Origin of the sequence: Sphingosinicella sp. (assembly GCF_052388015.1) — a bacterium.
In the GTDB taxonomy this organism is placed as follows: domain Bacteria; phylum Pseudomonadota; class Alphaproteobacteria; order Sphingomonadales; family Sphingomonadaceae; genus Allosphingosinicella.
This window is the reverse complement of sequence record NZ_JBQTIN010000101.1, coordinates 1-17,603: the sequence shown is the minus strand read 5'-3', so window position 1 is coordinate 17,603 and position 17,603 is coordinate 1. Positions and strand designations below refer to the sequence as shown.

Annotated in this window: 24 protein-coding genes; 6 read left to right on the top strand and 18 right to left on the bottom strand. The window is 67.1% G+C overall.

The window, feature by feature from the left end; genetic code table 11:
• Positions 1-32 precede the first annotated feature (32 nt).
• Both ACT4N3_RS08255 and ACT4N3_RS08250 read left to right on the top strand, forming a co-directional pair.
• On the top strand, positions 33-1,931 hold the full coding sequence (locus ACT4N3_RS08255) for a CASTOR/POLLUX-related putative ion channel (protein WP_444854739.1): 1,899 nt from the start codon (positions 33-35) through the stop codon (positions 1,929-1,931).
• Positions 1,932-2,023: 92 nt separating this feature from the next.
• Positions 2,024-2,407 carry a hypothetical protein gene (locus ACT4N3_RS08250; RefSeq protein ID WP_444854738.1) on the top strand — a complete coding sequence of 128 codons (384 nt, stop codon included), beginning with the start codon at positions 2,024-2,026 and terminating at the stop codon, positions 2,405-2,407.
• On the opposite strand, the gene ACT4N3_RS08245 is transcribed toward ACT4N3_RS08250, so the two are convergent.
• The 4 genes from ACT4N3_RS08245 to ACT4N3_RS08230 are packed head-to-tail and all read right to left on the bottom strand — an operon-like array spanning position 2,404 to position 6,419.
• The gene (locus tag ACT4N3_RS08245) at positions 2,404-2,808 is read right to left on the bottom strand and encodes a DoxX family protein (RefSeq protein ID WP_444854737.1); all 405 of its coding nucleotides are present in this window, start codon (positions 2,806-2,808) and stop codon (positions 2,404-2,406) included. The genes ACT4N3_RS08250 and ACT4N3_RS08245 overlap by 4 nt on opposite strands.
• A 15-nt stretch (positions 2,809-2,823) precedes the next feature.
• A complete protein-coding gene (locus tag ACT4N3_RS08240; RefSeq protein WP_444854736.1) occupies positions 2,824-4,137 on the bottom strand; it encodes a dihydrolipoamide acetyltransferase family protein in 1,314 nt (437 codons plus the stop codon).
• Between the two features lie 6 nt (positions 4,138-4,143).
• Positions 4,144-5,148 (bottom strand): alpha-ketoacid dehydrogenase subunit beta, encoded by a 1,005-nt coding sequence (locus ACT4N3_RS08235; RefSeq protein WP_444854757.1) that lies wholly within the window; start codon positions 5,146-5,148, stop codon positions 4,144-4,146.
• Between the two features lie 8 nt (positions 5,149-5,156).
• Positions 5,157-6,419, bottom strand: a complete 1,263-nt coding sequence (locus tag ACT4N3_RS08230) for a thiamine pyrophosphate-dependent enzyme (RefSeq protein WP_444854735.1) — start codon at positions 6,417-6,419, stop codon at positions 5,157-5,159.
• 158 nt (positions 6,420-6,577) lie between these two features.
• Between ACT4N3_RS08230 and ACT4N3_RS08225 the strand changes: the two genes are divergently transcribed.
• Positions 6,578-7,102 (top strand): hypothetical protein, encoded by a 525-nt coding sequence (locus ACT4N3_RS08225; RefSeq protein WP_444854734.1) that lies wholly within the window; start codon positions 6,578-6,580, stop codon positions 7,100-7,102.
• Between the two features lie 67 nt (positions 7,103-7,169).
• Positions 7,170-7,661, top strand: a complete 492-nt coding sequence (locus ACT4N3_RS08220) for a histidine phosphatase family protein (protein WP_444854733.1) — start codon at positions 7,170-7,172, stop codon at positions 7,659-7,661.
• A gap of 110 nt (positions 7,662-7,771) precedes the next feature.
• On the opposite strand, the gene ACT4N3_RS08215 is transcribed toward ACT4N3_RS08220, so the two are convergent.
• From ACT4N3_RS08215 to ACT4N3_RS08155, 13 genes are all read right to left on the bottom strand, one after another.
• On the bottom strand, positions 7,772-8,002 hold the full coding sequence (locus ACT4N3_RS08215; RefSeq protein WP_444854732.1) for a hypothetical protein: 231 nt from the start codon (positions 8,000-8,002) through the stop codon (positions 7,772-7,774).
• Positions 8,003-8,038: 36 nt separating this feature from the next.
• Positions 8,039-8,356 (bottom strand): PspC domain-containing protein, encoded by a 318-nt coding sequence (locus ACT4N3_RS08210; RefSeq protein ID WP_444854731.1) that lies wholly within the window; start codon positions 8,354-8,356, stop codon positions 8,039-8,041.
• A gap of 23 nt (positions 8,357-8,379) precedes the next feature.
• A complete protein-coding gene (locus ACT4N3_RS08205; RefSeq protein ID WP_444854730.1) occupies positions 8,380-8,703 on the bottom strand; it encodes a hypothetical protein in 324 nt (107 codons plus the stop codon).
• On the bottom strand, positions 8,700-9,368 hold the full coding sequence (locus tag ACT4N3_RS08200) for a PspA/IM30 family protein (RefSeq protein ID WP_444854729.1): 669 nt from the start codon (positions 9,366-9,368) through the stop codon (positions 8,700-8,702). The genes ACT4N3_RS08205 and ACT4N3_RS08200 overlap by 4 nt, the downstream gene beginning before the upstream one ends.
• A 77-nt stretch (positions 9,369-9,445) precedes the next feature.
• The gene (locus ACT4N3_RS08195; RefSeq protein WP_444854728.1) at positions 9,446-9,595 is read right to left on the bottom strand and encodes a hypothetical protein; all 150 of its coding nucleotides are present in this window, start codon (positions 9,593-9,595) and stop codon (positions 9,446-9,448) included.
• Positions 9,596-9,734: 139 nt separating this feature from the next.
• Complete coding sequence (locus ACT4N3_RS08190) at positions 9,735-10,007, bottom strand: hypothetical protein (RefSeq protein ID WP_444854727.1); 273 nt, start codon at positions 10,005-10,007, stop codon at positions 9,735-9,737.
• A gap of 99 nt (positions 10,008-10,106) precedes the next feature.
• Positions 10,107-12,050: an excinuclease ABC subunit UvrC gene (uvrC, locus tag ACT4N3_RS08185; protein WP_444854726.1), complete on the bottom strand. Its 1,944-nt coding sequence runs from the start codon at positions 12,048-12,050 to the stop codon at positions 10,107-10,109.
• A 95-nt stretch (positions 12,051-12,145) separates the two neighbouring features.
• The gene (locus ACT4N3_RS08180; protein ID WP_444854725.1) at positions 12,146-12,496 is read right to left on the bottom strand and encodes an endonuclease domain-containing protein; all 351 of its coding nucleotides are present in this window, start codon (positions 12,494-12,496) and stop codon (positions 12,146-12,148) included.
• Positions 12,497-12,562: 66 nt separating this feature from the next.
• Positions 12,563-13,153, bottom strand: a complete 591-nt coding sequence (locus tag ACT4N3_RS08175; protein ID WP_444854724.1) for a F0F1 ATP synthase subunit B family protein — start codon at positions 13,151-13,153, stop codon at positions 12,563-12,565.
• Positions 13,146-13,637, bottom strand: a complete 492-nt coding sequence (locus ACT4N3_RS08170; protein ID WP_444854723.1) for a F0F1 ATP synthase subunit B family protein — start codon at positions 13,635-13,637, stop codon at positions 13,146-13,148. Before ACT4N3_RS08170 ends, ACT4N3_RS08175 begins: the two co-directional genes overlap by 8 nt.
• Positions 13,638-13,680: 43 nt before the next feature.
• Positions 13,681-13,908 carry a F0F1 ATP synthase subunit C gene (locus ACT4N3_RS08165; protein WP_444854722.1) on the bottom strand — a complete coding sequence of 76 codons (228 nt, stop codon included), beginning with the start codon at positions 13,906-13,908 and terminating at the stop codon, positions 13,681-13,683.
• 28 nt (positions 13,909-13,936) lie between these two features.
• Positions 13,937-14,749 carry a F0F1 ATP synthase subunit A gene (locus ACT4N3_RS08160; RefSeq protein ID WP_444854721.1) on the bottom strand — a complete coding sequence of 271 codons (813 nt, stop codon included), beginning with the start codon at positions 14,747-14,749 and terminating at the stop codon, positions 13,937-13,939.
• Between the two features lie 11 nt (positions 14,750-14,760).
• Positions 14,761-15,087: an AtpZ/AtpI family protein gene (locus tag ACT4N3_RS08155; RefSeq protein WP_444854720.1), complete on the bottom strand. Its 327-nt coding sequence runs from the start codon at positions 15,085-15,087 to the stop codon at positions 14,761-14,763.
• A 193-nt stretch (positions 15,088-15,280) separates the two neighbouring features.
• On the opposite strand from ACT4N3_RS08155, the gene radC reads away from it, so the two are divergent.
• Positions 15,281-15,964 carry a RadC family protein gene (radC, locus tag ACT4N3_RS08150; RefSeq protein ID WP_444854719.1) on the top strand — a complete coding sequence of 228 codons (684 nt, stop codon included), beginning with the start codon at positions 15,281-15,283 and terminating at the stop codon, positions 15,962-15,964.
• Here radC and ACT4N3_RS08145 read toward each other — a convergent pair.
• The gene (locus ACT4N3_RS08145; RefSeq protein WP_444854718.1) at positions 15,961-16,461 is read right to left on the bottom strand and encodes a hypothetical protein; all 501 of its coding nucleotides are present in this window, start codon (positions 16,459-16,461) and stop codon (positions 15,961-15,963) included. The genes radC and ACT4N3_RS08145 overlap by 4 nt on opposite strands.
• A 122-nt stretch (positions 16,462-16,583) precedes the next feature.
• On the opposite strand from ACT4N3_RS08145, the gene purB reads away from it, so the two are divergent.
• Positions 16,584-17,603: adenylosuccinate lyase (gene purB / locus ACT4N3_RS08140; RefSeq protein ID WP_444854717.1), on the top strand; the 1,020-nt coding region annotated here is incomplete at its 3' end.

Sequence of the window (17,603 nt, the reverse complement as noted above, 5' to 3'; positions counted from 1 at the left end):
GGGCGGCCGACGTGGCCGGGGAAAGGGCATATATGGCAAGAGACGGCTTGGGCGCGCGGCTGCGCTATGCATTCGACAAGAGCATGGCGGCGGGAACGATCGCCCTGATCGGCTGGCTGGCCCTGGTCAGCCTCGCCTTGATCCTCGTCGCCGCTTCGATCGTCGCCTTGCTCAGCATCGCCCCGGCCGGTGACGATTCGATGAGCTTCCTGGAGGCCTTTTGGGCCTCGTTGATGCGCACGCTCGATCCGGGCACGATGGGCGGCGACGACGGCTGGCCGTTCCGGCTGATGATGCTCGCCGTGACCCTGGGCGGCATCTTTGTCGTCTCGGCGCTGATCGGCGTCTTGAGCTCCGGCCTCGAGGGCAAGCTCGACGAGCTGAGCAAAGGCCGCAGCCTCGTGCTGGAGCGCGACCATACGATCATCTTCAACTGGTCGGCCTCGATCTTCGACATCATCTCGGAGCTGGTCATCGCCAATGAAAGCCGCACCCGGCCGCGGATCGTGATCATGGCCGACAGGGACAAGGTGGAGATGGAGGACGAGATCGCGGCCAAGGTCGGCGATCTCAAGAACACCCGCATCATCTGCCGGCGCGGCGACCCGACCGATCTCTACGATATCGGCATCGCCAACCCGCAGACCTGCCGCTCCGCCATCGTCCTGTCGCCCGAAGGCGACGATCCGGACCCCTGCGTGATCAAGACCATCCTCGCTTTGGTCAACGATCCGGACCGGCGCGCCGAGCCTTATGTGATTGCCGCCGAGATCCGCGACGACGACAATGCCGACATCGCGCGCGTCGTCGGCGGCAGCGAGGTGCAATTGGTCCGCGCCGACGATCTGATCGCCCGGATCATGGTCCAGTCGACCCGCCAGCCGGGCCTTAGCGCCGTGTTCACCGAATTGCTCGATTTCGACGGCTGCGAAATCTACGCGGTCGAGCAGCCCGCTTTGGCCGGCAAGACGTTCGGCGAGGCGGTCATGGCCTATGAAAGCTGCAGCCTGATCGGCATCTGCCGCGCGGACGGGTCGGTGGCGCTCAACCCGCCGATGGACCTCGCTTTGGCCGATGGGATGAAGGCGATTCTGATCGCCGAGGATGACGACCAGATCGAGACCGCACCGCCGCCCGCTTCGGTCGGCACGACCAGTCCCGCCCCGGCGCGCGCCGCGACGCCGCCGCCCGAGCGGACGCTGCTGATCGGCTGGAACCGGCGCGCGCCGATGGTGGCGCTGGAGCTGTCGCGCTATGTCGGACCGGGCTCACTGCTGACCATCGCCGCCGACACGCCTCAGATCGAGACCGAGGTGGCGGCGCTGGAGCTGGCGAGCGCCAATCTTCGCGTCGAGCTGAAGCGAATCGACACCGGCCGCGCCGACGATGTCGATGGCCTCGATCCGCTCTCCTACGATCATGTCATGGTGCTCGGCTATTCCGACCATATGGAGGCGCAGCCGGCCGACACGCGCACGCTCGTCACCCTGCTCCACCTGCGCCGCATCGCCGAGGCGGCGGCCCGGCCGGTCAGCGTCGTCAGCGAGATGATCGACGTCCGCAACCGGGCCCTCGCCGAGGTCACCCGAGTCGACGACTTCGTGGTCAGCAACAAGCTGGTCAGCCTGATGCTCGCCCAGGCGTCGGAGAACGAATATCTGGAGGCGATCTTCCAGGACCTGCTCGACGAGGAAGGATCGGAAATCTGCCTCAAGCCGGCTTCGGACTATGTGCCCGTCGGCGAGCCAAGCAGTTTCTACGCCGTCGCCGCCGCGGCGAGCGCGCGCGGCGAGGTGGCGATCGGCCATCACCGCGCCGCCGGTTCGGACGAGAGCGGCCGGGGCCTGGGCGGCATCATCGTCAACCCGACCAAGTCGGAGGCGATCACCTATTCGGCCGAGGACCGGATCATCGTCATCGCCAAGGATTGAGGGACGGAAGGAGGCGCGGGCGCGGGGAAGCGAGTGCCTATGCGCCGCGCCCGGCGTTGATCCAGGCGTGTAAGGCTTTCAGGAGACAGTCCATGACCCGCCTGATCCGTTTCGCCGCCTTTAGCGGCTTCCTGCTGGCAGCCGCCGGCGTCGGCCCCGCGCAGGAGACGCCTGCGGACCAGGCGGCAGCCGCCGCGGTCGGTGCCGAACTTGGCGGCCAGACGCTTCGCGTCCGTGCCATTGGCGGCATGGTCGTCAATACGCTCTATCTTGATGCCGACGGCACCTTGCGGCTTGAGGAAGAGCCGGATGGCGCCTCGCGCACCGGCCGCTGGTTCGTCCGCGATCAGCGGCTCTGCATGGAATGGCGTCCCCGCGGTCGCGAGTGCTGGCCCTATCAGACCGCCCTCGTGCGCGGACAGCCCGTCGAGCTGACCAGCGACCGCGGGATGAGGGTCACGGTGACCTTGATCTAGTAGGCGCCACCGCCGCGCCCCCGCCGCAGCCCGTCGACGCTCCACGCGCCGGGCCCGGCGGCGGCGATGAACAGGAAGATGAAGCAATAGAGGATCGCCCCGTCGCCATTGTTCGCGACGGGGTAGAGACCTTGCGGCGCGTGGAACATCCAGTAGGCGACCGCCATCTCGCCCGAGGCGATGAAGGCGGCGGTGCGGCTGAACAGGCCAAACATGATCAACGCGCCGCAGACCAGCTCGATCGCCCCGGCCGCGCCCATCAGGCTCATCGGCGGCACCTGCCCCGGCTGCGCGCCGGGCGGAAAGCCGAAAATCTTCACCAGGCCGTGGAACAGGAACAGCAGTCCGGAGACGATCCGGAGCAGGCCATGGGCATAAGCGGAATAGCGGGTGAGGTTCATTTCCGTCCCTCCAACTCAGTGTGATGAAAGCAATTTCAGCGGGTTTTCGATCAGCGTCTTCAAATCCTGTATGAACAAGGCCGCGTCCCAGCCATCGACGACGCGATGGTCGCAGGAGAGCGACAGGTTCATCAGCTTGCGGATCTCCAGATCGCCGTCGATTACGACCGGCATCTCGCGCACTTTGTTGACCGCGACGATCGCGACCTCCGGCCGGTTGATCACCGGCGTCGAGGCGATGCCGCCCATCGGGCCGAGGCTGGAGATGGTGAAGGTCGAGCCGCTCAATTCCTCCCTGCTCGCCTTGCCGGTGCGCGCGGCATCGGCGAGGCGGGCAATCTCGGCGGCGAGGTTCCAAAGGCTCCGGTTCTGCGCATCGCGGATCACCGCGACCATCAGCCCGTTCGGGGTCTGTGTCGCCATGCCCATATGGACGGCGCCATGGCGGGTGACAACTTGCCCATCATCATCATAGGTGGCGTTGATCTGCGGATAATCGGCGAGCGTCCGCGACAAGGCCGTGATCAGGAACGGCAGCATGGTCAGCTTCGGATTGTCGCCCCTATCCGCGTTCATCATCTGCCGCGTCTGTTCGAGCGCGGTGACGTCATATTCCTCGACCAGGGTGAAATGCGGGATGCGGCGCTTGGCCTCCTGCATGTTCTCGCTGATCTTGCGGCGCAGGCCGACGACCTTGACCTGCTCGTCGGCCCGCCTGGGCCGCGGCCCGCCCGAAACGTCGCCGCCATTGTAGAGCAGCCAGGCGTCGAGATCGGCGTGGCGGATGCGGTCGCCGGCATATTTCACGCTTGAAAGATCGATACCCAGATCGCGGGCGCGGGCGCGCACGGCGGGCGACGCCTGGACGGCGCCTCCCCTCCCGCTCGCGGGAGGGGTCGGGGGAAGGGGTGTCTCTGCCGCAACAGGCCCGCCCCTGTCGCCGCTGCGCGGCTCATCCCCTCCCGCTTGCGGGAGGGGAGATTCGGTGACCGGCATCACCTCTTCCAGCGCCTCAGGCACGTCCGCCATGCCATCGGCGATCGGCTCCTCCGGCTCGGCCGCGGGCGCCTCTTCCTGGGCGACCTCGCCTTCGGTCTCGATCACAACCAGCACCGATCCGATCGCGATCATGTCGCCGACCTCGCCGGCCACTTCCAGCACCTTGCCGGCGACCGGGCTTTCCATCTCGACCGTCGCCTTGTCGGTCATCATATCGGCGAGCTGCTGGTCCTCGCCGACCGTGTCGCCGACCTTGACGTGCCAGGCGACGATCTCCGCTTCCGCGATGCCTTCGCCGATGTCGGGCAGCTTGAATTCGTAGCGGGCCATGTCGGATCAGTCCTCCAGGACGGCCTTGAGGGCCGGACCCAAGCGGGCCGGGCCGGGGAAATAGGTCCATTCCATCGAATGGGGATAAGGCGTGTCGTAGCCGGTGACGCGGACGACCGGCGCTTCGAGGTGATAGAAGCAGCGCTCCTGCACGAGGCTGGCGAGCTCGGCGCCGAAGCCGGACGTTCGGGTCGCCTCGTGGATGATGACGCAGCGGCCGGTCTTGCGGACCGAGGCCTCGATGGTCTCGATATCCACCGGCACGATGGTCCTGAGGTCGATCACCTCGGCGTCGATGCCGTTGTCCTCGGCGGTCGCCAACGCGACATGGACCATCGTGCCGTAGGCGAGCACTGTCATCGCCTCGCCCTCGCGTGCCACCGCCGCCTTGCCGATCGGGACTGTATAGTGGCCCTCCGGCACCTCGGCGCGCGGATCCTTGGCCCAGGGCGTCACGGGCCGGTCGTGATGCCCGTCGAACGGGCCGTTATAGATGCGCTTGGGCTCGAAGATGACGACCGGGTCTGGATCCTCGATCGCCGCGATCAGCAGCCCCTTCGCGTCATGGGGATTGGACGGGATCACCGTCTTGATGCCCGGCATGTGCGCGAAGAAGGCCTCGGGGCTCTGACTGTGGGTCTGGCCGCCGAAGATGCCGCCGCCATAAGGCGTGCGGATCACCATCGGCACCGACCATTCGCCGGCGGTGCGGTAGCGGATGCGGCCGGCCTCCGAGAAAATCTGGTCGAAGCCGGGGAAGATGTAATCGGCGAACTGGATCTCGCAGACCGGCTTCAGCCCATAGAGCGCCATGCCGATCCCGGCCGCGACGATGCCGCCCTCGGCGATCGGCGCGTCGAACACGCGGGTCTTGCCATATTTCTTCTGGAGGCCCGCGGTGACGCGGAAGACGCCGCCAAAATAGCCGATATCCTCGCCGAAGACGACGATGTCCGGATCGCGCGCCATCATCACGTCATGGGCGTCGTTCAGCGCCTCGATCATGTTCATCGCCGGCATCAGCGCTGCCTTTCCGCCTTGGCGGCGTCGCGCTGCTCGACGAGGTGCCAGGGCAGGTCCGCGAAGACGTCGGCGAACATCGAATCGACATCGTCGAAATGCCCATTCCCAAGCGTGCCCTGCTTCTCCGATTCCTTCTGCGCGGCGCGAACCTCCTCGCCGAGCTGGGTCTCCAGCGCCGCGTGGCGCTCCTCGTCCCATTCGCCGAGGCCGATCAGATGCCGCTTCAGCCGCGCGATCGGATCGCCGAGCGGCCAGCCAGCGAAGGCGTCCTTCGGGCGATAGGCGGTCGGATCGTCCGAGGTCGAATGGCCCTCGGCGCGATAGGTGAACAGCTCGATCAGGGTCGGGCCGAGATTGGCGCGCGCGCGATCGGCGGCCCAGCGGGTCGCGGCATAGACGGCCAGCGCGTCATTGCCGTCCACCCTGAGGCCGGCAATGCCATAGCCCACCGCCCGCGCCGCAAAGGTGGTGAGATCGCCGCCGGCGATGCCGCAGAAGCTCGAAATCGCCCACTGGTTGTTGACCACATTGAGGATCACCGGCGCGCGATAGACGCCGGCGAATGTGACGGCGCTGTGGAAATCGCCCTCTGCCGTCGCGCCGTCGCCGATCCAGCCGGCGGCGATGCGGCTGTCGCCCTTGATCGCGCTCGCCATCGCCCAACCCACCGCCTGTGGATATTGGGTGCCGAGATTGCCGGAGATCGAGAAGAAGCCCTTCTCCCGGTCCGAATACATGATCGGGAGTTGGCGCCCTTTGAGCTTGTCGCCCTTGTTCGAGTAGATCTGGTTCATCATCTCGACGAGCGGATAATCGCGGGCGATCAGCAGGCCTTGCTGGCGATAGGTGGGAAAGCACATATCCTCCGCATCCATCGCGTGCGCGGCGGCGACCGCCACTGCCTCCTCGCCGAGCGATTTCATGTAGAAGCTGGTCTTGCCCTGCCGTTGGGCGCGGAACATCCGCTCGTCGAACACGCGGACCATCAGCATGTCGCGCAGCATCCGGCGGAGCTTCTGGGCGCCCAGCTTCGGGTCCCATGGCCCGACCGCCTTGCCCTCATCGTCGAGGACGCGAACCAGGGTGTAGCAGAGCGGGTGTGTCTCGGCGGCGGCAACGTTCGTGTCCGGGCGCGGCGCGGCGCCGGCCGCGGGCACGGCGATTGCGCCGAAATCGACCGCGTCGCCCGGCCGTGCCTCGGGCTCCGGAACGTGCAGAGAGAGTGCCGGGCGGTTAGCCCGCTCCTGTCTCTTGGCCATCCTCTCCTCGATTCCCTTCTGGCCGGCCGGAACCGGCGCGCGACTCCTTGGAAGCAAGCTGCGCCCTAGTCAATTTCTGCCATTTGCCGCGCGGAACGTTACGCTTGCCAAACAACATTACGAGTCCGATCATGCCGGCCATCGAGGGAGGGGCTACCATGAAATACGCGGTGCTTTCGATTCCGATGATCGCCTTGCTGGCCAGCGCGTGCACGCCGCCCGCCAGCACCAGCAATCAGGCTGCCGGCAACGCCGCTGCGCCCTCCAACGCCACCGCGCCGAGCAATATGCCCGCCGGCAACGGCTCGGCCGCCGCGACCGGCCCGCTCTCCGCTTATGTCGGCCGCCTGCCGTCCGACGCGGTCAATGGCGTCACCTTCCTCGCCAATCCGCAGGTTCGCGCCGCGGTCGAGGCGGCGGTGACCGAGGCCGAGGTGCGCCGCTGGGTGCTGCGCGAGGACGTGACCAGCAACCCGATCGGCTCGCGTGACGGGCGGATCATCGCCACCGGCTGCGAATCGCACAATTGCGGGCCGCATCACTGGAGCATCGTGATCGATCCGGCGGGGACCAGCGCCGAGGTCTGCTACGCCCGGAATTCGACCCTCGAACGGTCCACCTGGTACGTCGCGGGGCGGCCGGCGGAGGAGCGGCCGGGGGATTGCCCGGCCAGCGGCGGCTAGCGCCGGCGCACCATTCCGATCATGATCCCGGCGGCGGCGCGCAGCGCGCTTCGCCGCGGGAGGAAGAATGATGCGATTCGTGGCGATCATGACCATGCTGATGGCCGCGACGCTCGCGGCCTGCGCCACCACGCCGCCGTCGCCCGCGCCGGCCTTCTACGTCATGCGCCATCTCAATACGCCCGCCGGAGAGCGCGATCCCGATTTGCTGCCGGAGGGACAGAGACTGGCCGCCCTGCTGCCGGCGCGGCTGGCGGCGCATCCGCCGCGGACGATCCTGGTCAGCGATTTCCGCCGCACCCGGCAGACCGCCGCCGCAGTGGCGGCGCGCTGGGGCCTGACGCCGGTGACCTACAATCCGGCCGACACGCCGGCGCTGGTTTCACAGGTGCGGGCGGCGCCGGGGCCGGTGCTGATCGTCGGCCATTCCAACACGGTTCCGGACATCGTCGAGCAGCTCGGCGGGCCGCGCCCGGCGGTGCTCACCCATCCCGATTTCGGCGATTTGTGGATCGTCGCGCCCGGTGGCGCGACGCAACGGGTGCGGGTGGCGGAGTAGTTAGAGACGGAGTCATCCCGGCGAAGGCCAGGATCCATGAACACCGCTCAACTCGAATTCCAACCGTCGGCGTTCATGGGCCCCGGCTTTCGCCGGGGTGACTCATGAACCTAGAGGTCGATCACCGCGGCGATGCTCTCGAGCTTGCGGACGCGCTCGCGCAGGTCGGCCATCTCGATCAGATCGGCGGCCTCACCGCGCGGCTCGCGGCGGGTGCCGGCCAGCTCCAGCCGGCGGACCTCCAGCCAGCCCTGCCAGCCCTTGAGCATGGCGAGGGCGGCGACGGCGAGGCCGATCAGGCCGAAGCTCGCCAGGATGATCGTGGTTGCAGGTTCGCTCATCTCATCCTCCCTGTCCGCCGGCGTCCGGCGCGGTTCTTACCGAAGCTCTTCGATCTCGCGGGCGAGGCGGCTGTTCGCGCTCGTCGTGTAGGCCTCGACCGCCTGCATGCGGAGCTCGTGCGCGCGCATCCGCTCGCGCAGGTCGTCGCTGGCGGCGATCCGGGATTCCGTCCTGCGGGTGAGGCCGCCCTGCCGGCCCATCAGGGCCGCGGCGCCGTAGAGCGCGCAGATCCAGAAGACGCTGGTGACCAGAGCAAGGACGACGACGGCGATCCGGACGATCGTCGCGTCCACCCCGGTCGCGCGGGCGATGCCGGCGCAGACGCCGAGCAGCTTGCCGTTTTCGCGATCCACCTCGTATGTCCGGCCACGGAAATTCATTTCGTCCTCCCTAGTGCGCGGTCCTCGACCGCCTCAGAAACCTCATCCGCCGCGCGCGGCGCGATCCGCGCCGGCTGATCGTCATGCGTCACCAGGCGCTCCAGCGTCTCCAGCCGGCGCTCCATCCGGTCCATCGAAGCGAGCATCTCTTCCCGGTCGAGCGCGTCCGCTTCCGGCTGAACCGCGTCGCGCTTGTGGCGCGGCGGCCGGACCAGCAGGTAGATCACCCACGCGCCGATCACCAAGGCGACGATCGAGCCGACGATGGTGGCGATCTCGATCGCTTCCATCACCTCGTTGGCGCTCATCGAGATGGTCATGCCGCTTCCTTCCGTGCCGCCTTCATCGCCGCGAGCTCGGCCTCGACCCGCTCGGACACGCGCAGCTCGGCAATCTCTTCCTCAAGCGTCTTGGCCGGCGCGGCGAGCAGCAGCGCGTCGGCCTGGCCCTCGGCGAGATCGGCCTGACGCTCCAGCAAGGCGAAGTTGGAGAAGGCCTGCTCGGCCTTCGCGCCGGCATAGGCCTCGCGCATCCGCACCCGGTTCTCGGCCGTCTCAAGCCGGGTCTGGAGCGCGCTCTGGCGATTGCGCGCCTCGCGCAGTTTGGCCTGCAGCTTGGCGATGTCGGCCTCGGCCGCGCGCAACGCGGCCTGGATCTCGGCGACCTCGCCCTCGATCTCCTCGGTCAACTCGACCAGCTTCTCTTTTTCCATCAGCGCGCCGCGGGCGAGATCGTCGCGGCCCTTCTCCAGCGCCAGCGCGGCCCGATCGGTCCATTTGTCGCACAGCGCGGCGAGCTGGGCGATCTGGCGGCGCTTTTCCTTCTGGTCCGCGATGCTGCGCGCCGCGCTGGCGCGGACATCGACCAGGCATTCCTCCATTTCGAGGATCATGACGCGGATCATCTTCGCCGGATCGTCCGACCGCTCGACAAGGTCGATCACGTTGGCGGCGATGATATCGCGGGTGCGGGAGAAAATGCTCATCTGATACTCCGATGGCGGCGGCTTCAGGGGTTGGGGCCGGGGCGCGATTGGGGGGCGGACGCGCCCCGGCCGGCGGCTCAGGCGTGGGCCTGGGCCGAAGCGGGGGTCTGGACGGCGGCGACCTGAGCCGGCGCGCGCTCCTCGGCGGCGGCGGGACCGACCGCGGCGGCGACGCATGCGGTCGAGATCAGGATGGCGCCGATCGCGGCGGTGAAATTGTTGAACATCGTCTTGCTCCTCTTGAAACCTTCGTGGCGTGAACTGATGCCAACAAGGATTACAAGAGGCGTGCCAACGGGGTTTTTCGGCAGTTTTCCGCCGATTTCTGAGGAGTGCGGCGGTTTGGGCGGCTCCCGTGGCGAGCCGCTAGTTGGCGTTTTCCACCAACATTTGGGAAGGCGGGAAGTCCGTCTTGCGGCGGCGCTCGCCATTGTCCTTGCGGGTCAGCTCCATCAGCTTCGCGCCGGCGATGAACACCGTCCCGGTGCAGGCGAGGAAGAGCAGCCAGCCGCCCCAGCCGGGATAGAGCGCGACATAATGGAAGCCCCGATCGGTGGCGCCGAGCGCGAGGGCGTAAATGACCAGCAGCGCCTCCCAGCGCGTCTTGATCGTGAAGAGCCTTTTGACCACCCGCAACATGCCCCGCGAAGGAGCAAGAAGCGGGCCAGCGACGGAAATCCGCGGCTCGCGACGGTTAACCGCTAACCTTTTGTAAACCATGCCGACAGCAGCGGGCGCTCAACCGCGCGGGTGGAAATAATCGTAGAGGCCCTGCGCGGTGGTCGCGGAGATGCCGGGCACTTTCCGCAAATCCTCCAGCGCCGCCGCTTTGACCGCCCGGGCGGTACCGAAATGCATCAGCAGCGCCCGCTTGCGGCCGGGCCCGATGCCGGGGACGTCGTCGAGCGTCGAGGTCACCAGGCTCTTGGCCCGCTTCTGGCGATGCGCGCCGATCGCAAAGCGGTGTGCCTCATCGCGCAGCCGCTGAAGATAGAAGAGCACCGGCGAGTTGGGCGGCAACGTGACCTCGCGGCCGTTCGGGAAATGGAAGGTCTCGCGCCCGGCATGGCGGTCCGGCCCCTTCGAGACGCCGATCACCGGCACGTCATGGACGCCGGCATCCTCCAGCACCTCGCAGACCGACGAGACCTGCCCCTTGCCGCCGTCGATCAGCAGCAGATCCGGCCACTCGCCCTTCGAGCGGTCCGGGTCCTCTTCCTCCAACCGCGCGAAGCGGCGCGACAGCACCTCGCGCATCATCGCGAAATCGTCACCCGGCGCGGTCTCCGGCCGCCTGATGTTGAACTTGCGATAGGCGTTTTTGCGGAAGCCCTCCGGCCCGGCGACGATCATCGCGCCGACCGCGTTCGTCCCCATCACATGGCTGTTGTCATAGACCTCGATCCGCTCCGGCGGCTCGGGCAGCTCGAACAGGTCGGCCAGCTCGCGCAGGTTGCGGAGCGTGGTCGAGCTTTCGGCGAGGCGGCGGTCGAGCTCCTCCTCGGCGTTGCGCTTCGCCTGGCGGATCATCCGCGCCTGATCGCCGCGCTGCGGCGCCTTGAGCTGCACCTTGCGCCCCGCCCGCTCGGAGAAAGCCTCCTCCAGCAATTCGGCTTCCGGCAGCTCGCGGTCGGCGAGGATCAGCCGCACCGGCGGCACCTCCTCATAGAATTGCGCGAGGAAGCTGGAGAGCACCTCCCCCTCCGGCACATCGGCGGTGTGGGCGGGGAAGAAGCTCCGATGCCCCCAATTCTGGCCGCCGCGGATGAAGAAGGCCTGGATGCACATCGTCCCGGCCTTGCAGGCGAGCGCGAACAGATCGGCGTCGCCCAGCTTCTCGGCATGGATCGACTGGCTGCCCTGAATGTAGGTCAGCGCCCGGAGGCGGTCCCGGTAGACGGCGGCCAGTTCGAAATCTTGGCCGTCGGAGGCGACCGTCATCAGCCCGCGCAGCTTGGTCTGGATCTTGGTCGACTTGCCGGCGAGATAGTCCTTCGCGTCGCGGACCAGCTCGTCATAGCCGGCCTCGTCGATCCGGCCGACGCAAGGCGCCGAGCAGCGGCGGATCTGGTAGAGCAGGCAGGGCCGTGAGCGGTTGGCGAAGAAGCTGTCCGAGCAGCTCCTGAGCAGGAACAGTTTCTGCAGCGCGTTCAGCGTCTCGCGCACCGATCCGGCGCTGGCGAACGGCCCGTAATATTGCCCCTTCAGCCGCCGCGCGCCGCGATGGAGCTGGACGCGGGGGAAATCATGATCCTCGCGCAGCAGGATGAAGGGGAAGCTTTTGTCGTCGCGCAGCAGCACATTGTAGGGCGGCCGGTAGCGCTTGATCAGCTGCGCCTCGAGCAGCAGCGCCTCGGCCTCGCTGTGCGTCGTCACGATCTGCATCGAGCGGGTCTGGGCGATCATCCGCAGCAGCCGCTTCGGCTGGCGCGTGACCTGGGTATATTGGGTGACGCGGTTCTTCAGCGCCCGCGCCTTGCCGACATAGAGCACGTCGCCGCGCGCATCGATCATCCGGTAGACGCCCGGCCGCACCGGCAGCGTCTTCACGCAGGCGCGGATCGCCGCCACGCCGGCCTCCAGGTCCGGCGCGTCGGCGCCCTTCAGGGCGTAAGTCGCCTTCTCCTCGTTGAAGCGCGAGGCGGCGTTGGGATGATCGGGACGATCGGCCTTGGGCGGCATGAAGGGGATTTAGGCGGCGGCGGGACTCGATGCCACCCTATCCTCCCTGTCGCGAAGCGATGGGGAGGGGGACCATGCGAAGCATGGTGGAGGGGCTAGCCGGAGCAATGGTTCAGGATATGAGCGACGACTGCATTCGCATCGTTCATGATCTCGGCGGCGGGTATCCGGAGCACGCAAAAGCCTTTCCCCTTGAGCCAGGCGTCTCGTCGAAGATCGCGTGCCGGATTGTCGCCCATGTCGTGAGCGACGCCATCAATCTCGATCGCGAGCCTGGCGGATGCACAGTAGAAATCGAGGATATAACGGCCGGCGGGATGCTGGCGGCGGAACTTGAGTCCGCCAGGTCGTTGCCGAAGTAGCTGCCACAGACGCGCTTCAGGTGGCGTCGTTGACCGGCGCAGAGAACGCGCCTTAGAAACAGTCGCTTTGCTCGTTTGCCGCATCGCCCCTCCACCGCACTTCGTGCGGTCCCCCTCCCCATCCGCTGCGCGGACAGGGAGGACAAGGGCTTAGCGCCGGCCCAGCTCTCCGATCGCGGCGTCGACCAGCTTGCGATCGCCCTCATCGTCCAGGCGGTCCCTGATCAGGCTCTCGGCGGCGGCGGCGGCGGCGCTCGCGGCGCGGGCGCGGACCGAATCGACCGCGGCGCGCTCGGCGGCGGCGATCTTGTCCTCGGCCATGCGGGTGCGGCGCTCGACGAGGGCCGTCGCGTCCGTCTCGGCCTGGGCGAGGATGCCGGCGGCTTCGGTGCGTGCGCGCTCCAGCATGGTCGCGGCCTCGGCGTCGGCCTGCGCCGCCTTGGCCTCATCTTCGGCCCGCAGCGCCTCGGCCTCGGCGCGGAGCTGCGCCGCTTCGTCGAGCTGCGAGCGGATCGTGCCGATCTTGCTGTCGAGCGCGCGGCCGATCGCGGCCGGCACGCGCTTCCAGATCATCAGCAGGAAGACCGCGACCATTGCCAGCGCGACCCAGCCCGAGGCGTCGAAGCCCCAGGCGGTCGGCTCGGCATGGCCGCCACCATGATCGGCGGCGGTGGAGGCGTTGGTCGGCGCGTGGCCGGGCGCCACCAAATTCGCCTCGGTGGCCTTGGGATGACTAGCCATGGATCACCGCCTGCACTGCCCGATTGGCTTCCGATTTGCCCACTTTGATCCCGGCAAGGCGCTGCGCCATGTCTTGCGCCGCTTCGGCCGCCACCGCTTCGATCTCGGCCAGCGCCGCGTCGGTCGCGGCGGCGAGGCGCGCCTCGGCCTCGTCGGCCTTCGCCCGCAGCCCCTCGTCGGCGGCGTGGACGCGCGCCTCGGTCGCCCGCGCCGCGTCCGCCTTGGCGGCGGCGGCGAGCTTCAGCGCCTCGGCCCGGCTCTCGTTCATCCGGGTCCGATAGGCCTCCTCGGTCGCGTCGGCGCCCTCGCGCGCGGCCAAAGCGGCGGCGAGATCGTCGGCGATCCGGTTGTCGCGCATGCCCATCGTGCCGAGGATCTTCGGCAGCATCGCCCGGCCGACCCCGAAATAGAGCACGGCCAAGGTGATCGCGAGCCAGAAGAGCTGCGAATAGAGGACGTCGGCGAACTGATTGATCTGCGGCATTGCAGGCCTTCTCTATGGGCGGAGCGAACCCCGCCCTTCGCTCTTAGCGGGCGTAGAGAATGATCATCGCGACGGCGAACGCGATCAGGCCGAGCAGCTCGGCGGCCGCGAAGCCGATGAACAGGCGGCCCTGCTGGCCGTCGGCGGCCGCCGGGTTCCTGAGCGCGCCCTGGAGGAACGAGCCGAAGACGTTTCCCACACCGGTGGCGGCGGCGCCGACACCGATCGCCGCGAGACCGGCGCCGATGACCTGAGCAGATGCGAAATCCATGATGATGCTCCTTATGAAATTCCGGGACTTAGTGAAGATTGACCGCGTCGTTGATGTAGAGCGACGTGAGCAGCGCGAACACATAGGCCTGGATCGCGCAGACCAGCAGCTCCAGCGCGCTGACGCCGGCAATGAAGACGAAGCTGAGAAGGGCGATCGCCGGGCCCATCGCGCCATCCGCGTTGAGGCCCGAGACGACGAAGCTGCCGAACACCTTCACCAGGATGTGGCCGGCGATCATCGCCACGAACAGCCGCAGCCCGAGGCTGAACGGACGGACGAGGAAAGAGAGCAGCTCGATCAGGAAGATCAGCGGCAGCAGCACCGCCGGAGTGCCGTGCGGGATGAAGAGCGAGAAGAAGTGGAAGCCGTGCCGCCAGAAACCGACGACGAGGACGATCGAGAAGCTGATGATCGCCAGCACGCCCGTGATCGTGAACTGGCTCGTCACGGTGAAGGGATGCGCCACGGCGCCGACGCCCGGAACGCTGTGCGCCAATGGGCCGAGCACGCCGAGCGGCATCATGCCCCAAAGGTTCGCGAACAGGATGAAGATGAAGATCGTGAACACCCAAGGGAGGTACTTGCGCCCCTCCGGGCCGATATTGGTGTCGATCATCGAGCTGATGAAGCCGGTGACGCCCTCGACCGCGACCTGCCAGCGACCGGGGACCAGATCGCGCTTCATCCCGCCGAGCATGAAGACGAGGATCGAGCCGAGCACGATCATCATCCACAAGGCCGAATTGGTGAAGGCGAAGGGGCTGCCCAGGGTTCCGGCGATCGGATCGATCTGGAACTGGTGCATCGGATCGATGGTCGATGATTGCTCGGCGGCCACTTCAGCTTCCCTCAAGCCCCTGTCGGAGGCTGCTTCGAAATCTTCCACACTTCCCAGATCGCGAGGCCGAATCCTACGAACAGCATCGCGACCCAGACCCCCCTGGTCTGCGCGAACCAATCGATCGCGAAACCGATCATCGCGCTCCCGAGCGGGTAGCTGATCAATACCGACAGGACGCGGTAGCCCGGCGACCGGTAATAAGGGGTCGCTTTGCTGTCCGTCCCGCCGACCCGTCTCGCCCCCCCGGCCTGCGCCCGCCGCAATCGCTCGTCGAGCGAGGTCAGCCGCGCATCTTCCGTGGAGTCCGGGTCCTGCCGAGGCTCGCTTTCCGCCATGCCTAACTCCCTGCAACAAGCGCCGCGAAAACCGGACTCATTCAGGGCGTGGGACATGCCGGCGAACGAACCCGCCAAGGCGCCGCCCCTTTAGGAAGGGGGGTGGGGCAAGTCAACACGTTGCCGCAGTGCAGCATCGGCCTGTCGCGGCCCTCGGCATGGACTCGGAGGCTGCTTTTGCTATCCCTCGCTCATGGCCGATGCCTCGGAAGACGGCGCGGGACACCGCGCGCGACTACGCCAGCGCCTGTTCGAGGGCGGGCCGGAGGCTTTGCTTGATCATGAACTCGTCGAGTATCTGCTCGGCCTGTCAATCAAGCGCATAGACACAAAGCCGCTCGCCAAACGACTGATCAATCGTTTCGGGGGCTTCGGCGGTCTGCTCGCCGCCGACCCCAACGCCATCGCCCGCATCGGAAAGCTGAGCGAGCCGACGGTCGCGGCGCTCAAGATCGTCCAGGCGGCGGCGTTGCGACTGCTTGAGGATCAGATCAGGGAAAAGCCGGTGCTCGGCTCCTGGCAGGCCCTGCTCGATTATCTAAGGGCCGACATGGCGCACGAGGCGATCGAACGCGTTCGCGTCCTCTTTCTTAATGCAAGGAACGAGCTGATCGCCAACGAAACAATGTGGGAGGGGACGGTCGACGAATCCGCGGTCCATATTCGCGAGATCATGAGCCGCGCCGTCCATCTCGGCGCGACAGCGATCATCGTCGTCCATAATCATCCGTCTGGCGATCCTTCACCGAGCCAGCAGGACATCCGCCTGACCCGCGACATTGCCGATGCAGGCCGTCATATGAGGGTGACGCTGCACGATCACGTCATCATCGGCGCCAAGGGCCATTCCAGCCTGCGCGCGATGGGGCTGATCTAAGGCTCGCGCGCCGGTCCGGAGCGGACCATCCGCATCCGCCACAACTCACGCCAACCTTCGCCTTGCCGCGCCTCGGCGATAACGTGATAGGCGTCGGCGCCGTCGCGCGTCCAGGAGCTGCGGATCGTCATCTGTTGGCCGTTCGCGGTGACAAGCTCGTCCGGAAAGCGCAGCCCGTTCGCCTCGGGGATCGCCTGGCCGGCGCTGTAATTGCCGTTCATCGCATAATAGTCGAAGCGGATCTGCCGCGCGGCAGCGTCCCAGCGATAAAAGGTCTCGCCCGAATAAGGCCGCGGGCCGTTCTCGACGACATGGCGGTCCCGAATGAAGGCGCCGCCATAAGCCAGCGTGAAGCAATGGGTATCGGTCTGCCGGCCGTCGGGGAAGGTGCCGCGCCAGCAGGACCCGACGACAAAGGCGAGCGGCTCGAGATTCGGATTGAGCTGCGGCGCGGCGGCCGACTGGAGCGCGAGGGCGAGCAAGAGCGAGGCAGCCATAATCCCTCCCGACGATCGGTTGAATGATCAATCAACTCGTCGCATCCATGTCAAGTCATTTGATTGATCGTTCAAATCCCGGCTCGCGTTGCGCGGCGCGCGGGTGGTTGCTACGCGGCCCCATGGTTCCCCGTTACTCCCGGCCGGCGATGACGGCGATCTGGTCGCCCGAGAATCGCTACCGCATCTGGTTCGAGATCGAGGCGCACGCCAGTGATGCGATGGCCGAGCTGGGCGTGGTTCCCGCGTCCGCGGCGAAGGCACTGTGGGACTGGTGGGCGACCAAGCCCGTGATCGACGTCGCGGCGATCAACGCGATCGAGGCGGTGACCAGGCATGATGTCATCGCCTTCCTGACCTGGGTTGCGGAGCAGGTCGGCGAGGACGCGCGCTTCATGCACCAGGGCATGACCAGCTCCGACGTGCTCGACACCTGCCTGGCGGTGCAGCTCGCCGAAGCGTCCGATCTGCTGCTTGCCGATCTCGACAATCTGCTCGCGGCGCTGAAGCGGCGAGCGTTCGAGCACAAATTGACGCCGACGATCGGCCGCAGCCATGGCATCCACGCCGAGCCGACGACCTTCGGCCTGAAGCTCGCGCAAGCTTATGCCGAGTTCGACCGCGCCCGTATTCGCCTGCGCCATGCCCGCGCGGAGATCGCGACGTGTGCCATCTCCGGCGCGGTCGGCACCTTCGCCAATGTCGACCCGCGCGTCCAGGCGCATGTCGCCGCGAAGCTTGGGCTGACGCCGGAGCCGGTTTCGACCCAGGTGATCCCGCGCGATCGGCATGCGATGTATTTCGCCACGCTCGGCGTGATCGCCAGCTCGATCGAGCGGCTGGCGACCGAGATCCGCCATCTCCAGCGCACCGAGGTATTGGAGGCGGAGGAATATTTCGCGCCCGGCCAGAAGGGCAGCTCGGCGATGCCGCACAAGCGCAATCCGGTGCTGACCGAGAATCTGACGGGCCTCGCGCGAATGGTGCGCTCCGCGGTCACACCGGCATTGGAGAATGTGGCGCTCTGGCACGAGCGCGATATTTCCCACTCTTCCGTCGAACGGTTCATCGGCCCCGATGCGACGATCACGCTCGATTTTGCCCTCGCCCGTCTGACCGGCGTGGTCGACAAATTGGTCGTC

Excerpts from the sequence above, each read along its gene's own strand:
- ACT4N3_RS08255 (WP_444854739.1), top strand. The coding sequence starts at position 33 with ATGGCAAGAGACGGCTTGGGCGCGCGGCTGCGCTATGCATTCGACAAG.
- ACT4N3_RS08250 (WP_444854738.1), top strand. The coding sequence starts at position 2,024 with ATGACCCGCCTGATCCGTTTCGCCGCCTTTAGCGGCTTCCTGCTGGCA.
- ACT4N3_RS08245 (WP_444854737.1), bottom strand. The coding sequence starts at position 2,808 with ATGAACCTCACCCGCTATTCCGCTTATGCCCATGGCCTGCTCCGGATC.
- ACT4N3_RS08240 (WP_444854736.1), bottom strand. The coding sequence starts at position 4,137 with ATGGCCCGCTACGAATTCAAGCTGCCCGACATCGGCGAAGGCATCGCG.
- ACT4N3_RS08235 (WP_444854757.1), bottom strand. The coding sequence starts at position 5,148 with ATGAACATGATCGAGGCGCTGAACGACGCCCATGACGTGATGATGGCG.
- ACT4N3_RS08230 (WP_444854735.1), bottom strand. The coding sequence starts at position 6,419 with ATGGCCAAGAGACAGGAGCGGGCTAACCGCCCGGCACTCTCTCTGCAC.
- ACT4N3_RS08225 (WP_444854734.1), top strand. The coding sequence starts at position 6,578 with ATGAAATACGCGGTGCTTTCGATTCCGATGATCGCCTTGCTGGCCAGC.
- ACT4N3_RS08220 (WP_444854733.1), top strand. The coding sequence starts at position 7,170 with ATGATGCGATTCGTGGCGATCATGACCATGCTGATGGCCGCGACGCTC.
- ACT4N3_RS08215 (WP_444854732.1), bottom strand. The coding sequence starts at position 8,002 with ATGAGCGAACCTGCAACCACGATCATCCTGGCGAGCTTCGGCCTGATC.
- ACT4N3_RS08205 (WP_444854730.1), bottom strand. The coding sequence starts at position 8,703 with ATGACCATCTCGATGAGCGCCAACGAGGTGATGGAAGCGATCGAGATC.
- ACT4N3_RS08200 (WP_444854729.1), bottom strand. The coding sequence starts at position 9,368 with ATGAGCATTTTCTCCCGCACCCGCGATATCATCGCCGCCAACGTGATC.
- ACT4N3_RS08195 (WP_444854728.1), bottom strand. The coding sequence starts at position 9,595 with ATGTTCAACAATTTCACCGCCGCGATCGGCGCCATCCTGATCTCGACC.
- ACT4N3_RS08190 (WP_444854727.1), bottom strand. The coding sequence starts at position 10,007 with ATGTTGCGGGTGGTCAAAAGGCTCTTCACGATCAAGACGCGCTGGGAG.
- uvrC (WP_444854726.1), bottom strand. The coding sequence starts at position 12,050 with ATGCCGCCCAAGGCCGATCGTCCCGATCATCCCAACGCCGCCTCGCGC.
- ACT4N3_RS08180 (WP_444854725.1), bottom strand. The coding sequence starts at position 12,496 with ATGCGGCAAACGAGCAAAGCGACTGTTTCTAAGGCGCGTTCTCTGCGC.
- ACT4N3_RS08175 (WP_444854724.1), bottom strand. The coding sequence starts at position 13,153 with ATGGCTAGTCATCCCAAGGCCACCGAGGCGAATTTGGTGGCGCCCGGC.
- ACT4N3_RS08170 (WP_444854723.1), bottom strand. The coding sequence starts at position 13,637 with ATGCCGCAGATCAATCAGTTCGCCGACGTCCTCTATTCGCAGCTCTTC.
- ACT4N3_RS08165 (WP_444854722.1), bottom strand. The coding sequence starts at position 13,908 with ATGGATTTCGCATCTGCTCAGGTCATCGGCGCCGGTCTCGCGGCGATC.
- ACT4N3_RS08155 (WP_444854720.1), bottom strand. The coding sequence starts at position 15,087 with ATGGCGGAAAGCGAGCCTCGGCAGGACCCGGACTCCACGGAAGATGCG.
- radC (WP_444854719.1), top strand. The coding sequence starts at position 15,281 with ATGGCCGATGCCTCGGAAGACGGCGCGGGACACCGCGCGCGACTACGC.
- ACT4N3_RS08145 (WP_444854718.1), bottom strand. The coding sequence starts at position 16,461 with ATGGCTGCCTCGCTCTTGCTCGCCCTCGCGCTCCAGTCGGCCGCCGCG.